The sequence below is a fragment of the Arthrobacter glacialis genome, assembly GCF_002909415.1.
In the GTDB taxonomy this organism is placed as follows: Bacteria; Actinomycetota; Actinomycetes; order Actinomycetales; family Micrococcaceae; genus Specibacter; species Specibacter glacialis.
This window is the reverse complement of sequence record NZ_PPXB01000017.1, coordinates 52,953-67,677: the sequence shown is the minus strand read 5'-3', so window position 1 is coordinate 67,677 and position 14,725 is coordinate 52,953. Positions and strand designations below refer to the sequence as shown.

The 14,725-nt window shown below is 57.6% G+C and carries 14 protein-coding genes and 2 pseudogenes; 10 read left to right on the top strand and 6 right to left on the bottom strand.

What is annotated here, in order from left to right; genetic code table 11:
* Nucleotides 1-237: 237 nt before the first annotated feature.
* On the bottom strand, nucleotides 238-1,107 hold the full coding sequence (locus CVS28_RS17330; protein ID WP_103482291.1) for a DUF1295 domain-containing protein: 870 nt from the start codon (nucleotides 1,105-1,107) through the stop codon (nucleotides 238-240).
* A 146-nt stretch (nucleotides 1,108-1,253) separates the two neighbouring features.
* Between CVS28_RS17330 and CVS28_RS17325 the strand changes: the two genes are divergently transcribed.
* From CVS28_RS17325 to CVS28_RS17310, 4 genes and pseudogenes are all read left to right on the top strand, one after another.
* Nucleotides 1,254-1,715 (top strand): MarR family winged helix-turn-helix transcriptional regulator, encoded by a 462-nt coding sequence (locus CVS28_RS17325; RefSeq protein WP_103467370.1) that lies wholly within the window; start codon nucleotides 1,254-1,256, stop codon nucleotides 1,713-1,715.
* Entirely contained in the window at nucleotides 1,712-3,580 is a 1,869-nt protein-coding gene (locus CVS28_RS17320; RefSeq protein WP_103482290.1) for an AMP-dependent synthetase/ligase, read from the top strand. Before CVS28_RS17325 ends, CVS28_RS17320 begins: the two co-directional genes overlap by 4 nt.
* Entirely contained in the window at nucleotides 3,577-4,017 is a 441-nt protein-coding gene (locus tag CVS28_RS17315; RefSeq protein WP_103482289.1) for a DUF2177 family protein, read from the top strand. Before CVS28_RS17320 ends, CVS28_RS17315 begins: the two co-directional genes overlap by 4 nt.
* A gap of 199 nt (nucleotides 4,018-4,216) precedes the next feature.
* Nucleotides 4,217-4,337 (top strand): annotated as a pseudogene (locus CVS28_RS17310) (transposase); the annotation flags it as partial.
* Between the two features lie 306 nt (nucleotides 4,338-4,643).
* On the opposite strand, the gene CVS28_RS17300 reads toward CVS28_RS17310, so the two are convergent.
* Nucleotides 4,644-6,269, bottom strand: coding sequence for a DHA2 family efflux MFS transporter permease subunit (locus CVS28_RS17300; RefSeq protein ID WP_341476425.1), 1,626 nt, complete (start codon nucleotides 6,267-6,269; stop codon nucleotides 4,644-4,646).
* Nucleotides 6,270-6,507: 238 nt separating this feature from the next.
* On the opposite strand from CVS28_RS17300, the gene CVS28_RS17295 reads away from it, so the two are divergent.
* Nucleotides 6,508-7,506 carry an alpha/beta hydrolase gene (locus CVS28_RS17295; protein WP_103482286.1) on the top strand — a complete coding sequence of 333 codons (999 nt, stop codon included), beginning with the start codon at nucleotides 6,508-6,510 and terminating at the stop codon, nucleotides 7,504-7,506.
* 408 nt (nucleotides 7,507-7,914) lie between these two features.
* Here the strand turns inward: CVS28_RS17295 and CVS28_RS17290 are convergent, their stop codons facing one another.
* Nucleotides 7,915-8,517 carry an SOUL family heme-binding protein gene (locus CVS28_RS17290; RefSeq protein ID WP_341476424.1) on the bottom strand — a complete coding sequence of 201 codons (603 nt, stop codon included), beginning with the start codon at nucleotides 8,515-8,517 and terminating at the stop codon, nucleotides 7,915-7,917.
* Between the two features lie 186 nt (nucleotides 8,518-8,703).
* Entirely contained in the window at nucleotides 8,704-8,871 is a 168-nt protein-coding gene (locus tag CVS28_RS20500) for a group II intron maturase-specific domain-containing protein (protein ID WP_207797248.1), read from the bottom strand.
* 645 nt (nucleotides 8,872-9,516) lie between these two features.
* Here CVS28_RS20500 and CVS28_RS17280 point away from each other — a divergent pair.
* The 3 genes from CVS28_RS17280 (at nucleotide 9,517) to CVS28_RS17270 (ending at nucleotide 11,900) form a co-directional block, all read left to right on the top strand.
* Nucleotides 9,517-9,888 carry an Ohr family peroxiredoxin gene (locus CVS28_RS17280; protein WP_103482285.1) on the top strand — a complete coding sequence of 124 codons (372 nt, stop codon included), beginning with the start codon at nucleotides 9,517-9,519 and terminating at the stop codon, nucleotides 9,886-9,888.
* Complete coding sequence (locus CVS28_RS17275) at nucleotides 9,881-10,372, top strand: DoxX family protein (protein WP_103482284.1); 492 nt, start codon at nucleotides 9,881-9,883, stop codon at nucleotides 10,370-10,372. The genes CVS28_RS17280 and CVS28_RS17275 overlap by 8 nt, the downstream gene beginning before the upstream one ends.
* Before the next feature lie 334 nt (nucleotides 10,373-10,706).
* On the top strand, nucleotides 10,707-11,900 hold the full coding sequence (locus tag CVS28_RS17270; RefSeq protein ID WP_103482322.1) for an AI-2E family transporter: 1,194 nt from the start codon (nucleotides 10,707-10,709) through the stop codon (nucleotides 11,898-11,900).
* Nucleotides 11,901-12,350: 450 nt separating this feature from the next.
* Here the strand turns inward: CVS28_RS17270 and CVS28_RS17265 are convergent, their stop codons facing one another.
* On the bottom strand, nucleotides 12,351-12,602 hold the full coding sequence (locus CVS28_RS17265) for a hypothetical protein (RefSeq protein WP_103482283.1): 252 nt from the start codon (nucleotides 12,600-12,602) through the stop codon (nucleotides 12,351-12,353).
* A 389-nt stretch (nucleotides 12,603-12,991) separates the two neighbouring features.
* Nucleotides 12,992-13,324 (bottom strand): recombinase family protein, encoded by a 333-nt coding sequence (locus CVS28_RS20495; protein WP_423716425.1) that lies wholly within the window; start codon nucleotides 13,322-13,324, stop codon nucleotides 12,992-12,994.
* A 244-nt stretch (nucleotides 13,325-13,568) separates the two neighbouring features.
* Between CVS28_RS20495 and CVS28_RS17255 the strand changes: the two genes are divergently transcribed.
* Together CVS28_RS17255 and CVS28_RS20490 are read left to right on the top strand one after the other, a co-directional pair.
* Nucleotides 13,569-13,820: a hypothetical protein gene (locus CVS28_RS17255; RefSeq protein ID WP_133159186.1), complete on the top strand. Its 252-nt coding sequence runs from the start codon at nucleotides 13,569-13,571 to the stop codon at nucleotides 13,818-13,820.
* Between the two features lie 15 nt (nucleotides 13,821-13,835).
* A pseudogene (locus CVS28_RS20490) lies at nucleotides 13,836-14,189 on the top strand (hypothetical protein); the annotation flags it as partial.
* Nucleotides 14,190-14,725 lie beyond the last annotated feature (536 nt).

Genomic DNA, 14,725 nt, shown 5'->3' with positions numbered 1-14,725 from the left:
TCGCTTTGGTGGAGCGGCTCCTCCTGGCAAGCTCCAGGTGCCGGCCGTGGTGAGACCAGATAGGCCGGTATTGGAGCAAAACTCCGCGGTCCGCGTCGAACACTTAGAGGCCAGTGGAGCCAAAGGTACCCCAAAACTTCCCAGCCGCACCGTCCACCCAGGCATCGCCAGCATCACGTTTTGCCCCCAGGGCGCTCAGGCCCCGCCGCAGCGTCAAGGAAATGTTCGCCGGTGGATCTAGAAGAACTTCGGGATCAGCACTGGTGTCTTCCCCTTGTAGTGCTCGTAGTCGGTCTGTCCGCCCCACTTGGATTCCGACTTCTTTTCCAGCAACGGCACGCCGCTCACCTTGGTCAGCAGCAAGATGACAAAGACCGGTGAGATGAGCGCAATGTTCTGCCAGCCTTCCAGTGCGGGGAAGGCAATGATGGCCACGCCGATCCACAAGAGAATCTCGCCAAAATAGTTGGGGTGGCGAGAGACGGACCACAGACCTGTGGAAATGAATTTGCCCCTATTTGCGGGGTCGGCATTGAAGCGTGATTTTTGCTGGTCAGCGATGATTTCCATGCCGAATCCCAGCACCCACAGGACAAATCCGACGAGTGCGAAGCCATCAAGCGGTACTGATTTTCCGGAAGTCATGGCGACCCACGCCGCCGCTGCCGTGAACGTGACCCATAGTCCTTGAATAGTCCAGACATTCAAGAACCGGACAAAAGAGGGTTTGAGTGCATCAAAGCGATCATCCTTACCGGCCTTGCTGATACGCCGGAACAAGAAGATGCCTAGCCGTAAGGTCCACACCAAAACCAGGGCACCCAAGACCAGGGATCGCGCGTCGAGCTCGGGGGTCGCCAGGAGGATCATCACGGTGATGGAAACATAGGTCAATGTTCCGGTGATGTCATAGAACTTCTCGGTTTGCTTCATGAAGGAGGGAATGAAGACGATCCACTGGATCGCGATGGCAGCTCCTACCGCGAGCGTGAAGGTGGGGATAGCTCCGATGAAGCTACCGCCACTGCTGCCAGCCAGTGCAAGTAGCGCTCCGATCAACAAAACCACGGCAAAGATAGCGAGCGCCTGACGATCGGACTGTTTCATGGGAGGTGACCTCTCTTGACTGCGGGCTGTAGTCGGAGACTCCACTGGTGGCGAAAATCCCCATGCATACACTCTAGCTTCTTCAAATTGGTTTGATGATCAAAGATCATTGAGTATGGTTGAAGCCTAAGAATGTGAGGAAAGCTGTGAGTGAATCGTCGTGCGAGCCCATTGCTGGAACCCTCCGGGCCCTGGTTGCCCTGGTCCGGGAAAGCGAGCGGGAGATGGCGCTGAGACTAGGTCTAAATCTCACGGATTACAGGGCCTTGTGTGCGCTAGCGGAGTCAGGGCCGCTCACCTCCGGGCGGCTGGCCGAGGAATTGGGCTGTACCGCCGCCACCACCACAGCCATCACCAACCGCTTGGAACTACACGGCTATGTGACCCGTGAGCGCAGCGAACCAGATAGGCGCTTGGTGACCTTGTCGGCAAGCCCGGAAGCGTCCCAGCGCATCTTGAACCTGACGTTCCCCTTGGTATCGGTCCTCTCCGAACAACTCCAAGCCCTCCCGGCTGATCAAATCACCACGGTTGTTGCTTTTCTTGATGTAACACAAGATCTCATGCGCACACATCTGCAGATACTCTCCAGCAAGGACGCCATATGAAAGAGATCACTACACCAGCGTTGTCCGGAGCTTCCGATTACCCCAATGCGACTGAACTGCTCATGCAGAGGTTCCGCATCGCGCCAGATCACATCGCCTTTGAGGTGCGTTCCAGCCGTAGTTCCATCACCGATCCGTGGCGGCGGGTAAGCACCCGCGAGTTTGTCACTGAAGTCCGGGCTTTGGCCAAGGGATTGATAGCCGCTGGGTTGGAGCCCGGTGAAACCCTGGCCATCATGTCACCCACCCGGTATGAGTGGGCCCTCATGGATATGGCCGCCTGGTTTGCTTCTGCCGTGGTGGTACCTATCTATGAGACATCAGCACTAAACCAGGTGTCGGTTATCCTGCAAGACGCCTCCGTGCGCTTCGCCGTGGCTGGCACTGCCGAACACGCTCAGCTACTGGAGCAAGGATTTGAGCAGGCCGGCGTGTCCGGCTGGCAGCTCTGGTCCATGGACGCAGGTGCGGGGCCAACACTGACGGAGCTGGTCCATGGCGGCGTGGATATCACCCCAGAAGCCCTAGAGGCTCGGCGCCTGCTGGCCACCCTGGATTCGGTGGCCACCATTGTGTACACCTCCGGAACCACCGCAGCCCCCAAGGGCGCACTCATCACACACGGAAATTTTGTGGGCCAGGTGCTGAGTGTTGCTGGCGCCTACACCGAGGTGGTCAAGGAATCCGGGAACACCATCATTTTTCTCCCCATGGCCCATGTGCTGGCCCGCGGCCTGCAGCTTATTTGCCTGGCCAACGGCATGCGCATTGCCCATCTCAGCGAGACCAAAGAAGTAGTGCCGGCGTTGGGGGTTCTGAAGCCAACATTTTTGGTGGTGGTGCCACGAGTACTGCAGAAGATTCAGGCGTCCGCTGCCGGTGCCGCCGCGAAGAAGAACCTTGGGGGCCTGTGGTCAGTGGCGCAGGCAACCGCTGTGGACTGGGGGCTTCTGGCGCAGGAGCGCGAGAGCGATCCCAGCCGCAAAGCTGGGCTCTCACTCCGGGTTCGGCATGCATTCTTTGACCGTTTGTTCTACTCCCGCATCCGCAAACTCGTGGGCGGGCGCCTAGAATACCTTCTCTCCGGAGCAGCCGCGCTGGATGCCGAACTTTCGCTGTTCTTCCGGGGGCTGGGCTTGCCGGTCATTGAGGGTTATGGACTAACGGAGACCACGGCGCCGTTGACGGGAAATCTGCCGGGCTCCATCAAGTCAGGATCCGTTGGCGTGCCTATGCCTGGAACCACCATACGTATCTCGGAGAACGGCGAGGTGCTAGCCCGTGGCGTTGGAGTTTTTGCCGGATACAACAGGCCTGCGGATAACACTCACGCGTTCCAGGACGGTTTCTTCCGCACCGGAGATACCGGCGTTCTAGATGATCAAGGACGGCTAACGCTAACCGGCCGCATCAAGGACGTCATTGTTACCGCCGGAGGAAAGACCGTGTCCCCCACTATCTGGGAGGGCTATGTGGAAAGTGACCCCCTGATAGCCCACGCGGTCATGGTAGGCGAGGGCAAACCCTTTTTGGGAGGACTGGTCCTCTTGGATTCCGGCTCCGTCTCAGAATGGGCGCAAAGTAAGGGTTTCACTGATCTTCAAAGCCTGAGAACCCCCGACGACGGCGGGTGCGTGGAAATCGACGACGCTCGCCTACGCAAAGCCATCAGCAAAGTGGTGGGCGCGGCCAACTCCAAGATTGCCCGCTCGGAACAGGTGCGGAAGATCGTGTTGCTGGTAGCTGACCTCAGTGAAGCAAACGGGCTAGTGACCCCCACCATGAAGCTCAAGCGCAACATCTTTACCGACCGTTCAATGAACTTCATTGACAAAATTTACGCAGAGACAGGGACCCAAGTATGACTTCCCGCAGCAAATCATGGCTCCTGCACTATGTTCTCGCGGCCGTGATTTTCGCCGTCATCGATGTGGTGTGGATTCTTACGGTTGCGCTGCCGCAGTACCAGAGGAACATCCCCGACCTGATGGCCACTGTGCCCCAACTGGCCGGAGCTGGATTCTTTTACTTGATCTTTGTGGCAGGAATAGTGCACTACGGCGTCCGCCCACTCGAGCTGAAAGCACCGCTGCGCCAACGTTTGGCCGCGGGGGCGCTCTTTGGCTTCTTCAGCTACGCAACCTGGGCCATGACGGCATTTTCAATCCTGAAGGACTTTCCACTCAGTGTTGCTATCACCGACATCCTCTGGGGCACTGGAGCCTCCGCCGTGGTGGTGTGGCTAACACTCATGGTGTCTAGGGCGCTTCGGAAACGCCGCAAGCGGCAACCCGTGCTGTAACGAGGATCAACTACTGAATGCGTGTGTTCCTAGTCCCTGGCAAGGAACACACATGCAGTATCTAAAAGCCCCCGCCGACCTTTCTGGCGGCTTGGTCATCAATTGCTGACGAGCTTTGCGCCAGCCGCCGTTGACTCAAAAGGGTTGATGATCGTGGCGGACCACGGCAGCTCAGCGAGACACCCCCGGGAGCTGAGAGACCACGGCCGGGGATCTGAACCTGACGATCCCCAAGGTGCGGAAATGGCTCGTTCTTCCCTGCGTTGCTCGAACGGCTCCGTCGTGTTGACCATGCCCTCTACGCCGTGGCGATGGAGGCCTAACTGGACGGGGTGAAGCTGGGGATCTCCGACGACGAACACGTGAAAACCAAGATCGATGAAGTCACCAGGATCCTGAACAAGCCCCATCCTCAAGTCGCGGCAATGCTCGGCGACGCCCGGGAAGCCGGGGACCGCCGCTCCCCGGGACGCAACCCACGAGAGCTACTGGGCGACCCGAGGAATCAACTAGTGCGACAGCCTCGGCTTTGAACTCATCAGAATACGTTGGTCGAGAAGGCATGGGAACAATCCGTTCAGGAACTGTCCCGCCTCAGTAGTACATCTGAGTCTTAGGTTGTGGAGTTACTGAGCGGTCTCTTCGCTGGGTTCAGCAGTCTGCGCTGGCTTCGCGCTCGAGGGAAGCGAGGGTTTGAGTCTTAGACTTGTCAAGAATCCCAAGGTCAAGACTGCCGCAGCGATCCATGCCGCCACTGATACCCCTTGGGTCAGCGCATTTCGGGCTGCCTCCGCTATAGCCGCGGTCTGTGGATTGCCCGCCAGTGCCGCGATCGTTCCCCCGGAACTACTGGTTACTGAGTCCACCGCGCCCTGCAATTGCGGAAACTGGGAGATGAGCTCGGCAACCTGGTTTTCCGTCGAGTTCTTGAGGGTGCTAAACAATGCTGTGCCCAGAATGGCGATGCCCAATGCAGAACCCACTTGACGGGCCGTGGACTGCGTCGATGCGGCTTGGCCAGATTGCTGGACCGGGACATCAGCCAGCACCACTTGGGTCAATTGGGCAGTGGCAAAGCCCACCCCAATGCCGTAGACAAACAAAATTCCCGATGTCATCCATGTGGAAGAATCAGTCTTCAATAAGAGGGCCAGGGCTGCAACGGAAATGATTTCCAAACCAACACCCAGTTGCACCATCCGCACAGCGGAAAAAGACTTAGACAGTGCAGAGACGGTCCCGGAAGCCACAAATGACCCCACTGCCAACGGAACCAGCGACAACCCGGCTTGTAGGGCATTGAGCCCCAACACGTTTTGGAACCACAACGGCAAAGTGAGAATCAACCCGAACTCACCCAGGCTCACCGTCAATGCCGTGAGGTTGCCACGGGAAAATGAGGAAATGTTGAATAAGGACAGGTCCAATAAAACACTTCGATTGGAGCGCTGCCTCGATCGTTCCCAGAGCAGGAATCCCGCCAGTGCCGCAATGGCAAGGACAAAAGCCGCCGGGACGAGGGAGAGCCCGAAGAGGTTGAAAGGTGCACCGGCGTTAGCGCTCCACCATCCATACTGCCGGCCCTCGATCAGACCAAAGACCAGCGAGCCAAAACCCACCACAGACAGGAGTGCACCAAAATAGTCGTTAAGCTTCCCCGTAGCTACCTCACTGGACTCAGCAACGAAGTACATTACACCGCCGACGGCCACCAGACCCAGTGGAACGTTGATTAAGAAGGCCCAGTTCCAAGAGAAAGAGGAGGTGAGCCATCCTCCAACGATGGGACCAAGAGCAGCCATGCCGCCGATAGTGGAACCCCAAACGGCGAAGGCGATGGTGCGTTCTTTGCCACGGAAGTTGGCGTTGAGCAACGAGAGCGTGGTGGGAAGAATCATCGAGCCGCCGATCCCCTGCAGTGCCCGTGCCGAGATCAGCCACATCCCCGAGGGCGCCAAAGCGCACAAAGCCGAACTAGCCAAGAAGACCAGAAGTCCCACTACAAGGATCCGACGTCTGCCCACCCGGTCTGCGACCCTACCCCAGACCAACAGCAAGGCCGCGAACACTAAGGTGTAGATTTCCTGGATCCATTGCACCTCCGTGGTGCTCAGGCCCAGATCCTTGATGATCGCAGGCACAGCAACCGCAACAATGGTGCTGTCCATGATGATCAGCGCCACCGACAAGCTGATGGCGCCAAGTCCAAACCAGCGTAGTTTTACGTATCTGCTGCCATTGTTTGCTTCCACGCGTGCAAGACTACTCCAATATAGTTCCATGATGGAAGTATCTTTAATTGGGTCATTTCTTTCTAAAAATCTTCAGCATCGGCAACACCGTCCGGTGACTTCCAGCGCTCTGTTCTTGTGAACTCCCAACTGCCCTTGCCGAAACTTTTCTCCTCCAAGGAGTGGGCAAGGCGCCTCTTAGCGGTCCTCTTAGAGGGAGAATGAAGTCCAGTATTAGTCGTCAGTTTGGAGCGAAAAAATGACCATTGAGGAACCGAATACACCCGCAGAATTAGCTGCCGGGAGCAACAGGGCCATAACCCGCATCGATACGGTCTTTTTCTGGGCAGTCCGCAGCATATCCAGCCTCGGCGTTATTGTTGCAGTCTGGGCGGCCATCTCCACCGGCGGAATGCTCGTCCATGGCCACCCCGCATATGCGATTCTCTTGGGAATTGTTTTCATCAGCTGCGCGGTGGTTGCCGCGCGCTCCTTGCTTAGTCGCGCAACCACCCGCCGTAGGTTTAAAGTCATAAGAGGGATCGGCCTGGTGGCGTCGTGTGCGGTCTTAGCCCTTATATGGTGGCTGGTTCCTTACAGTGCCGCACCTCCTGCCCTCGCGGCCATGACCTCAGATGACACCGTCACCGTCACCGAGACCCCGAGTCAGATAGTGATGACACCAACAAGCTCCCCAAGCGAGGTAGGGGTGTTCTTCCAGCCAGGAGCCCTCGTTGATGCCCGAGCCTACGCCGCAGTCTTACGACCATTAGCGGAGGACGGGCACATTGTAGTCATTCCAAAACAGCCTTTAGGTATCGCTTTTCTGTCCACCGGCACATTCACCTCGGCGCGAACCCAGTACCCACCCGTAGCGCGGTGGGTACTCGGTGGCCATTCACTCGGTGGCGTCGTGGCTGCCAATGATGCCCAAGCGTTCTCCAAAGATCTAGCTGATCCTGTGGCTGGCGTAATATTCTTCGCATCCTACCCAGCCTCAGACATGAGCACTTTGCCCATACCCGTGCTCTCCATCTCCGCGTCCAACGACGGATTGGCCACCACAGAAAAGATCAATGCCTCAAAGGACACCCTTCCCAAGGACACCAACTTCACGGTGATAGAAGGTGGTGTCCACGCAAACTTCGGTGACTACGGACCACAAGCTGGCGATGGCAAACCAACCATTTCCAGCGATGACGCCCGCACCGAAATTTCACGTACCAGCCTCGCCTTTGTGGAATCGCTAAGCAAGTAACACCATCAGTTCCACGGCGGCCTGACGCCGAGCAATAGAAAGCTGGAAAACCGGCGCAGTCTCTACCCCTTCAGAATGGAAAGTTCAAGCCTACGAATCAGTTACCGGTAATTCCTCTCGCCAACAGCGCACCAGATCGAGGTTCGCGATCGCAGTAGTTCTTGCCGCCAATGAGCATTTAGTGCAGGTCATCTCTGAGGAGCCGGTTCATAACTGAGGTGACAGCAAGGATCTCCAGGAGAGCCTCACGTGCATCGGCCTCCCTGTCAGCTGGTACTTCACATCCTTGGCCTCCGCCGCTGGGACTAGCCCCTTGGGTGAGCCGAGCCCATGCACGGCACTCCAATCGGTGGTCGCTGGCATCAACAGACTTAGCACTTTCCAAAATATCCGTGTGCCTCTGTGGTGCTAGTCCTTGCCACTTGGGCTAGGTTCTTCAGGATCGAGGAGGATCTCGTTATGACGCATAAACCATGGCTTGAACGGCGGATCATATCTGGCTAATCGAGGTGTTCCCAAGGAGATCAGTCCGGTTTCCTTCAGTGCAATTCTCAGCATCTGTAGGTGTTGCTGAAAGTTCCGAGTGCTCCAGCCTCCACTGAAGCGGATAACTGCAACAAGGCTGGCGGGGACCGGTCTTAGGTGAACGTTCGGGTTGGTGGGTGAAGGCGCGTGCTGCAGCGTGAAACCTTCCGGCAAAACGAACGCAATCCGGAACTCTGATGTCCTCTGAATATCGTCTTGGGTCGCAAACTCCTGCTGCAGAACCGGAGCGGTCATCTCCAGCAATTCTGAGGACAGGTCCTGCACCACGGGCGCCGTCATCGAGATTTTTTGGGTGACTTGATTCTCTCCGCTGATATAGGCGAAGAGGTAGCGGAACCCGCGATTGCCGGCGTCTTCAAAGCTCCCCCCTATTGATCTCGGCAAGTAAGTGCTCGGGATAGCAGCGCACCTCAAATTGATCGTATTCTCGAACCATTTGGTAAGGCTGTTGTTCAGTCGTGCCACCACCGTACTCCGGCAATGCCGGGCACCGGCTGATTCCGATCCGTGCAGAATATTTGGGACTGCCCAGGCCTTCGAAACCCTCTGGAGAATTCCATGACCCATCAAGCCCATCCAGGTTGAGTCGTACCGCCGATACTTGTTGCGGATCCAGCGGACCAGGTAGGCATTGATGCGCGCTAGTAGGGGCTACAGTGGCGTGCGATAGAACCGCCCGCAGGACTGCATCCACCCGGTGACGATCGTGTTGATCGCCCGGGCCAATTCATCAAGGGTGTGATGGATCCGCCGGCGCAGCCGCCAATGACGGACTTCCCGGCCAACCCTTTTCAAGGACTGCCTACTGATGACCGGCATGAACGCAAGGAAAGTTATCACCGTGCGGCCCGTGACCGAAACGTGTAGCCCAGAAACGTAAACGAAGTCCGTTCATGCGGTTTCTTACGCTTATCGTCCTTGCAGTACACATTCCCAGCCTTGGCAGGATGCAGGACCAACCCCAACTCCCTCATTCGCTCAGCAATCGCCTGGCACAAGCATTTAGACGCGCAGTAAATCTGGGCTTTTTGGCCCTACTAATACGCTGGGCCCCTATCAGATTCGAACTGATGACCCCCGCTTGCGATTCAGGGGTCAATACAAAGCTGCCAATAGGCCGTCTTGACCTGTTGCTGAATGGCATCGTTGCAATAATGCAAGATACTAAATAGAGGTTGTTCTCCCTTCAGAAGTATGAGTTCTGTATGACGTGGTAGGAACTCCCTGCCGACTGATCCACGACCGCGAGCACAGCCAGTCAGCCCCCAATGCTGCCCCTATCTTTTTGCTCTTGATTCACCCGAGCTGCCCGGTTGGCCTCACAACCCATAGGTTTAGAGGCACTTAGGTTATGAGACAGCACGCCCCTGAAGAGTATGAGCAAACCTACTATGCTCGTGAAATCAGCTCGTTATCCGACGGCGCCGCCAGCCAAGAAAAGCAAGCATCCGAAAGGTATTAATCATGAACGCTCTATACACTGCCGAAGCGCTTTCCACCGGCCTCGGGCGGGAAGGAAGGGCTTCCACCTCGGATGGAACCTTCAACGTCCCCCTAGCTCCTCCACGTGAATTGGGTGGTTTGGGCGGGGGTACCAAGCCCAAACAGCTCTTTGCTGCAGGATTCGCGGCCTGTTTCCATTCAGCCCTGTATGCGGCGGCCCGCGGCAAGAAAATCAATATCGAGAACTCGACCGTCGGCGGCCGGATGCAGATCGGGAATAACAACGTGGGCGGTTTCAAACTGGCCGTAGAACTGGAGGTCACCAGCCCGGACCTGCCCTATGAGCAGGCCCAAGAGCTCGCCGACGTCATCGCGCTGGTGTCCAATGACTGATCACGGCAAGACATTCCTGGCACGACTCGTCGCGCCGTCGGGACGCACCTCCACGGGACGCACGATCGTTCGTCTAGTACTGGGGGCAATGCTTGCGTTCGCCGGCGTCAGCCATCTGACAGTCGCCCGCGAGGAATTCCAAGCGCAGGTCCCGAAGTTCGTGCCCCTTGATGCCGACCTGGTCGTCGTAGCCTCCGGCATTGCCGAGATCATCCTTGGTGCCGCGCTGATGTTGCTCGCGCGGCGGCGCGTCCCTGTGGGTTGGGTGGTGGCACTGTTCTTTATCGCCGTCTTCCCCGGGAACATCGCCCAGTGGCTGCATGCGCGCGACGGCTTTGGGCTCGACACTGACTCCAAGCGCCTGGTGCGACTCTTCTTCCAGCCAGCGCTCATCGCGGTGACCTTGTGGTCCACCGGCGCTTGGAAAGACAGACCCCGCGTCTCCTCACCGCACTCCGACACCCCTCAGGCCGACCGAAAGTAGCCGCGGAGGCATTCCTTTCCTTCGAAAGAAAGGCTAGCCATCCGCATTCAAAAACTGCGGCAAAGCCGGGCTATCAAGCACAGAAGCACCACCCTTTCACGACGAAAAGGCAACACAGACCATCTTGAGGGGTGTTGTAACGCATGGGCTTCGAGACGCATAGGTTATGAGACAGTCGACGGTAGTTTCTGGTCAATCGCGGGCGGCAGCAGGCCTAGCGACGAAAAATCGTTGTCCATAACCCTATAGGTGGAATTCCGGCAGTCGGGTTCCCTGCGGTACGTGCCCGAAGGGGAAACGTTCTGCGGCTAATCGAGGCCTTAGAGTGGACACCATGAGCTTTCGTCCCTTCCGCCGACGGGCCACCCGCGGTGCCGAACCAGCTGCGCCATTGAGCGCCGTCGCCCAACAGGCAAATGACAACCTCCCCGATCCACCCGACACATTGGCGGCACCTGCCAACCGTGTGGCGTTGCTCTGGTCCGACCCGCTCGGGCGCGCCGCGATCCGAGCCGCTCAGGTGCTGCTGGTCTTGGCACTGGTCGGCGCGGCGGTCCTAGGGCTGTCTCAGGTTAGCCTCGCTATGCTGCCACTTTTGATCGCATTGATTCTCTCCAGCGCTCTGTGGCCGCTGGTGCGGTTGGCTCGCAAGGCTATGTCCGCCATGCTAGCCGCTTGGACCGTGTTTCTAGGCTCTTTGGCGGTCATCGGTGGCGTAGTTGCGGGTATCGTCTTTGCCGTCCGGGCCGAGTGGCCCGGCCTAGTGGACCAAGCTGTCGAAGGATTTAAACAGTTACAGGGAATGGTGAAAAACCTGCCGCTGCAGATTAGCCAGCAACAGATTGACGACGGCGTGACTGCTGTGACGGACTTCCTTACCAGCAGCCAATTTGGTGCCGGCGCCCTGACCGGGCTGTCAGCCGCCGGAAGCTTCTTTACCGGGTTGGTTCTGCTGCTCGTGATCCTGTTCTTCTTCCTCAAAGACGGTGACCGGATCTGGGCCTTCTTCCTGTCTTGGATACCGCGCCGCCACGAGGCCAAGTGGCGGGCAAGCGGCACGCGCACCGTTGAGACGCTGGGAGGTTACATCCGCGGCACGGCCATCATCGCCTTCGTTGACGCCGCGGGCATCGGCATCGCTCTATGGATCCTGCAGGTACCGCTAGCTCTACCGCTGGCGGTCATCGTCTTTATTACCTCGTTCATCCCGATGGTCGGCGCAACGTTCGCCGGCATCCTTGCCACGCTCGTGGCGTTGGTGGCCAACGGACCTGTTGTCGCACTGATCGTGCTCGGTGTAGTGATCCTGGTAAATCAGCTTGAGGGCAACTTCCTGCAGCCAGTCGTGATGGCACAGGCCCTGAACCTGCATGCCTTGGTCATCCTGCTTGCACTGACGATAGGTACAGTTTTGGCCGGTCTTGTGGGCGCCGTGCTCTCCGTGCCCATAACCGCCGTCGCGTGGGCCATCGTCAAGATATGGACCGGCCGTGATACCGAGGCAATCGAGGGGCCAACCAGAGGCTAGCTTGCCACGATCCACCGGGGATTTGCCTTCCAGTTCCCCGCCGCAGGGGCCTTGACGTTACGCCCGTCTACGCTGAGATCCCCGGTTCTAATACGATGATGCGGCTATAGGACTCCGAACATAGTTACCCACGCGCTGGGAGGATTGCGGCGCTGATCCCCTCACAGCACCGTGGCGGCCGGGCAGTCGTCCTCGTCCCGTCGATCAACAGAATCTCCTGTACTCCAACTGCAACACGATGACGTCTCATGTCCCTATGGATATGAGACGTCTCGTTGCCATTGACCAGCTCCCTTGGCGTCCGCTCCAAATCCCGCGGAATTACAGCAGGGCCTATCCTGGTAGATATTCTCGAAACTGTGTCTCGAAACTTGTTGACTAAATTGGTGCAGTCCTCACTAGTTACGAGACATGTTGGAGCTACCCGCAGGTTAGGACTCAGCGGATCAATCAGTTCAACTGGCGTTTGTAGTCAAAGCTCCAGGTGTTGCCTGCGAACGAATGGCAGGCGGTGGTCAAATACCCTTTCTGCGCATACTGGTTCTTCCAGTAGGCGCAGGCTTCATAGGAAACCCGTGGCCACGCCGTAAAGCCGGCCGGTGTCGCGGACGATGCCGGGGCGACGGCCACCCCTAGACCCATCAAAAGACCGCATGCCAAGGTGATAGCTGAGAGGCGCTGGCGGGAACGAGAAGTTTTCATGTTGACTCCTTAACTGATGCTGCGAAGGTATGCAAGCTCAAGGTGCGCTCCTTGCCGAGTCTATGGACGACCAAGACACATTGACATGGGCAGCGCTACCCATTCCCAAAAATGCGGCCCAGCCCCGGTGCTTTGCTTCCGGTCGCTACATAGATCGGTGGGATCGCGGTGCTGGTTGTGCTGCGTGCAGCGGCTGAAGTGCGGCTACCGGACATCCGCAATCGAATGGGTTACGAGCTCTCCATCGAAATACCGGAAGGACCAGACATCAACTGCGGTATGGGGTGCTGCGGGGCAATCACTGAATTCGTTGGACGATGCGATACACGGTATTCCGGGCAAGTATGAAAAGTTCAGCGATTTCAGTGGTGGCGTGTTCTCACCCCCTGTTACAAGGAGACGAGATGGGATTCCTTGGTCTTGGAGAGTTTGGGCTGTTTGCCGCGAAGCCGGCCCTTGGCCTTAGCGACCTGCATTCCCTCTCGGGTACGGGCGCGGATGAGATCAGATGCGAATTCGGCGACCATGGCTAGGACATTGAAGAGGAGTCGACCGACGGGGACGGCGGGATCGTGGATGGATCCGCCGATGCTGAATTTCACTTCGCGGAAGGTGAAGTCATCGAAGATGTCCTTGGCATCAGGCAGGCGCCGTGCGAGCCGGCCCAGTTTGGTGACGCCGAGGGTGTCACCGGCACGGACGGCAGCAAGCGCCTGGCCTATTCCCGGCCGTTCCCGATAATGTGCGAAGCCACAGGTGCACCTGTGGCGATTGAGCCACCGAAGTGAGACAGTTTCGCGGGCAGGGTATACGCGATTCCGAAGGCCTCCTGCACATTTGGGGTCATTCAGCGTGAGAGGACGCCTCGAATGCGTCGCGATCCGGGACCGTCTTACGGGACATCGTAGATGGCGTGAAACACGCTATAAAAGGGGCGATCAAGCCCTCCTTTTGTAGACTGTGCAAGTGAAGGATGATGATCTCACGCCCTACGAGCGGGCGGGACGTAACCTCGGTGAACCCGCTGGATGGCAGTTGGCTGAGGCCGAGGGGCGCCTAGAGACTCAGGACGTCCTGGACCGACTCGCCAGCATGGCGTTGTATGAATTCGGCGAGAACAGAGACGACTGGCCGACTGCTTTCGACGAAGAGGGATTCTTCCCCGCTTTGGCTGCGGAGGGGAAGAGTTTTGATGGTGGCATCAGCTTTCACGTGTAGCCGAATGACCATCCGCCGCCACATATCCACTTTCTGAAGAAATCTGAGCCCGACAGTCAGTACGTGAAGATCAACCTCGAGACTGGCGAATCCGAGGGCGCCCTTCAGTCCTGGGCAAACCAGAAGCAGCTCAAGAAAATCAAAGCGCTCATCGTCAAGCACCATGAGCTTTTCGAAGGCTGGTGGCAGAAAAACCATGGAGACACCGTCGCAATCCTCGATTGGAGCTTCGGTTCGTCGTCTTGTACGAAGGTACATCCCCAGCGGACCGGTTCATCGTCCCTTTTACCGTTCCCCTGCGGACGGGCTCTGAGTGGCTTCCATTGGCAAGCTGTAGTCCAGTGGCTACCTGGCTCAACTAGCCCTTAGCGTACGATTTTTTCCGTTCTCTGCGCCGCCGCACCCCCAACTGAGACACTGATTGTTCGCTCGAATTAATTGGCTTGTGCAAAACGGTTCCCCATGCCCCTGCTCGACAAGACAAAAAGTTGTCCGTAAGTGGTGATGCATGGCTTCGGGAGGTTACCCACCAACAACGCAGACATGCGCTAACATCCGGGGCTAGGTGAAGGCGTCCGGTCATGGCCTGACATCAGGGGGCGGATAATTGCCTCGTCCCAGCTTGTTCTTTGAGGGCATCACGTAGTCGCCGCGATCGGGCGGCAAAGTCCGGCCAGGACTTTGGTTTGGAGGCAGGGTTCTCCAAACCGACTCAAATCTCATCTCGGAATCGGCCACTCTCTGGGGCTGTATTTCCGTATGCTGCGTATTTCCTTCGTCACCTGCGCCCGTGGCAAGACATGACGAGATGGATCGACCTAACAGTGAGACATGAAGACCTCCTAGGTTTGTAACGGTGCATTAACCGCCAACCTAAGAGGTCTTCATCCCAATTGCCTGTAATC

What these genes read in the sequence shown, in the direction of transcription:
- CVS28_RS20500 (WP_207797248.1), bottom strand. Translation starts at nt 8,871, where the DNA reads ATGCCGGTCATCAGTAGGCAGTCCTTGAAAAGGGTTGGCCGGGAAGTC.
- CVS28_RS17280 (WP_103482285.1), top strand. Translation starts at nt 9,517, where the DNA reads ATGAACGCTCTATACACTGCCGAAGCGCTTTCCACCGGCCTCGGGCGG.
- CVS28_RS17275 (WP_103482284.1), top strand. Translation starts at nt 9,881, where the DNA reads ATGACTGATCACGGCAAGACATTCCTGGCACGACTCGTCGCGCCGTCG.
- CVS28_RS17265 (WP_103482283.1), bottom strand. Translation starts at nt 12,602, where the DNA reads ATGAAAACTTCTCGTTCCCGCCAGCGCCTCTCAGCTATCACCTTGGCA.
- CVS28_RS17330 (WP_103482291.1), bottom strand. Translation starts at nt 1,107, where the DNA reads ATGAAACAGTCCGATCGTCAGGCGCTCGCTATCTTTGCCGTGGTTTTG.
- CVS28_RS17320 (WP_103482290.1), top strand. Translation starts at nt 1,712, where the DNA reads ATGAAAGAGATCACTACACCAGCGTTGTCCGGAGCTTCCGATTACCCC.
- CVS28_RS17315 (WP_103482289.1), top strand. Translation starts at nt 3,577, where the DNA reads ATGACTTCCCGCAGCAAATCATGGCTCCTGCACTATGTTCTCGCGGCC.
- CVS28_RS17295 (WP_103482286.1), top strand. Translation starts at nt 6,508, where the DNA reads ATGACCATTGAGGAACCGAATACACCCGCAGAATTAGCTGCCGGGAGC.
- CVS28_RS17270 (WP_103482322.1), top strand. Translation starts at nt 10,707, where the DNA reads ATGAGCTTTCGTCCCTTCCGCCGACGGGCCACCCGCGGTGCCGAACCA.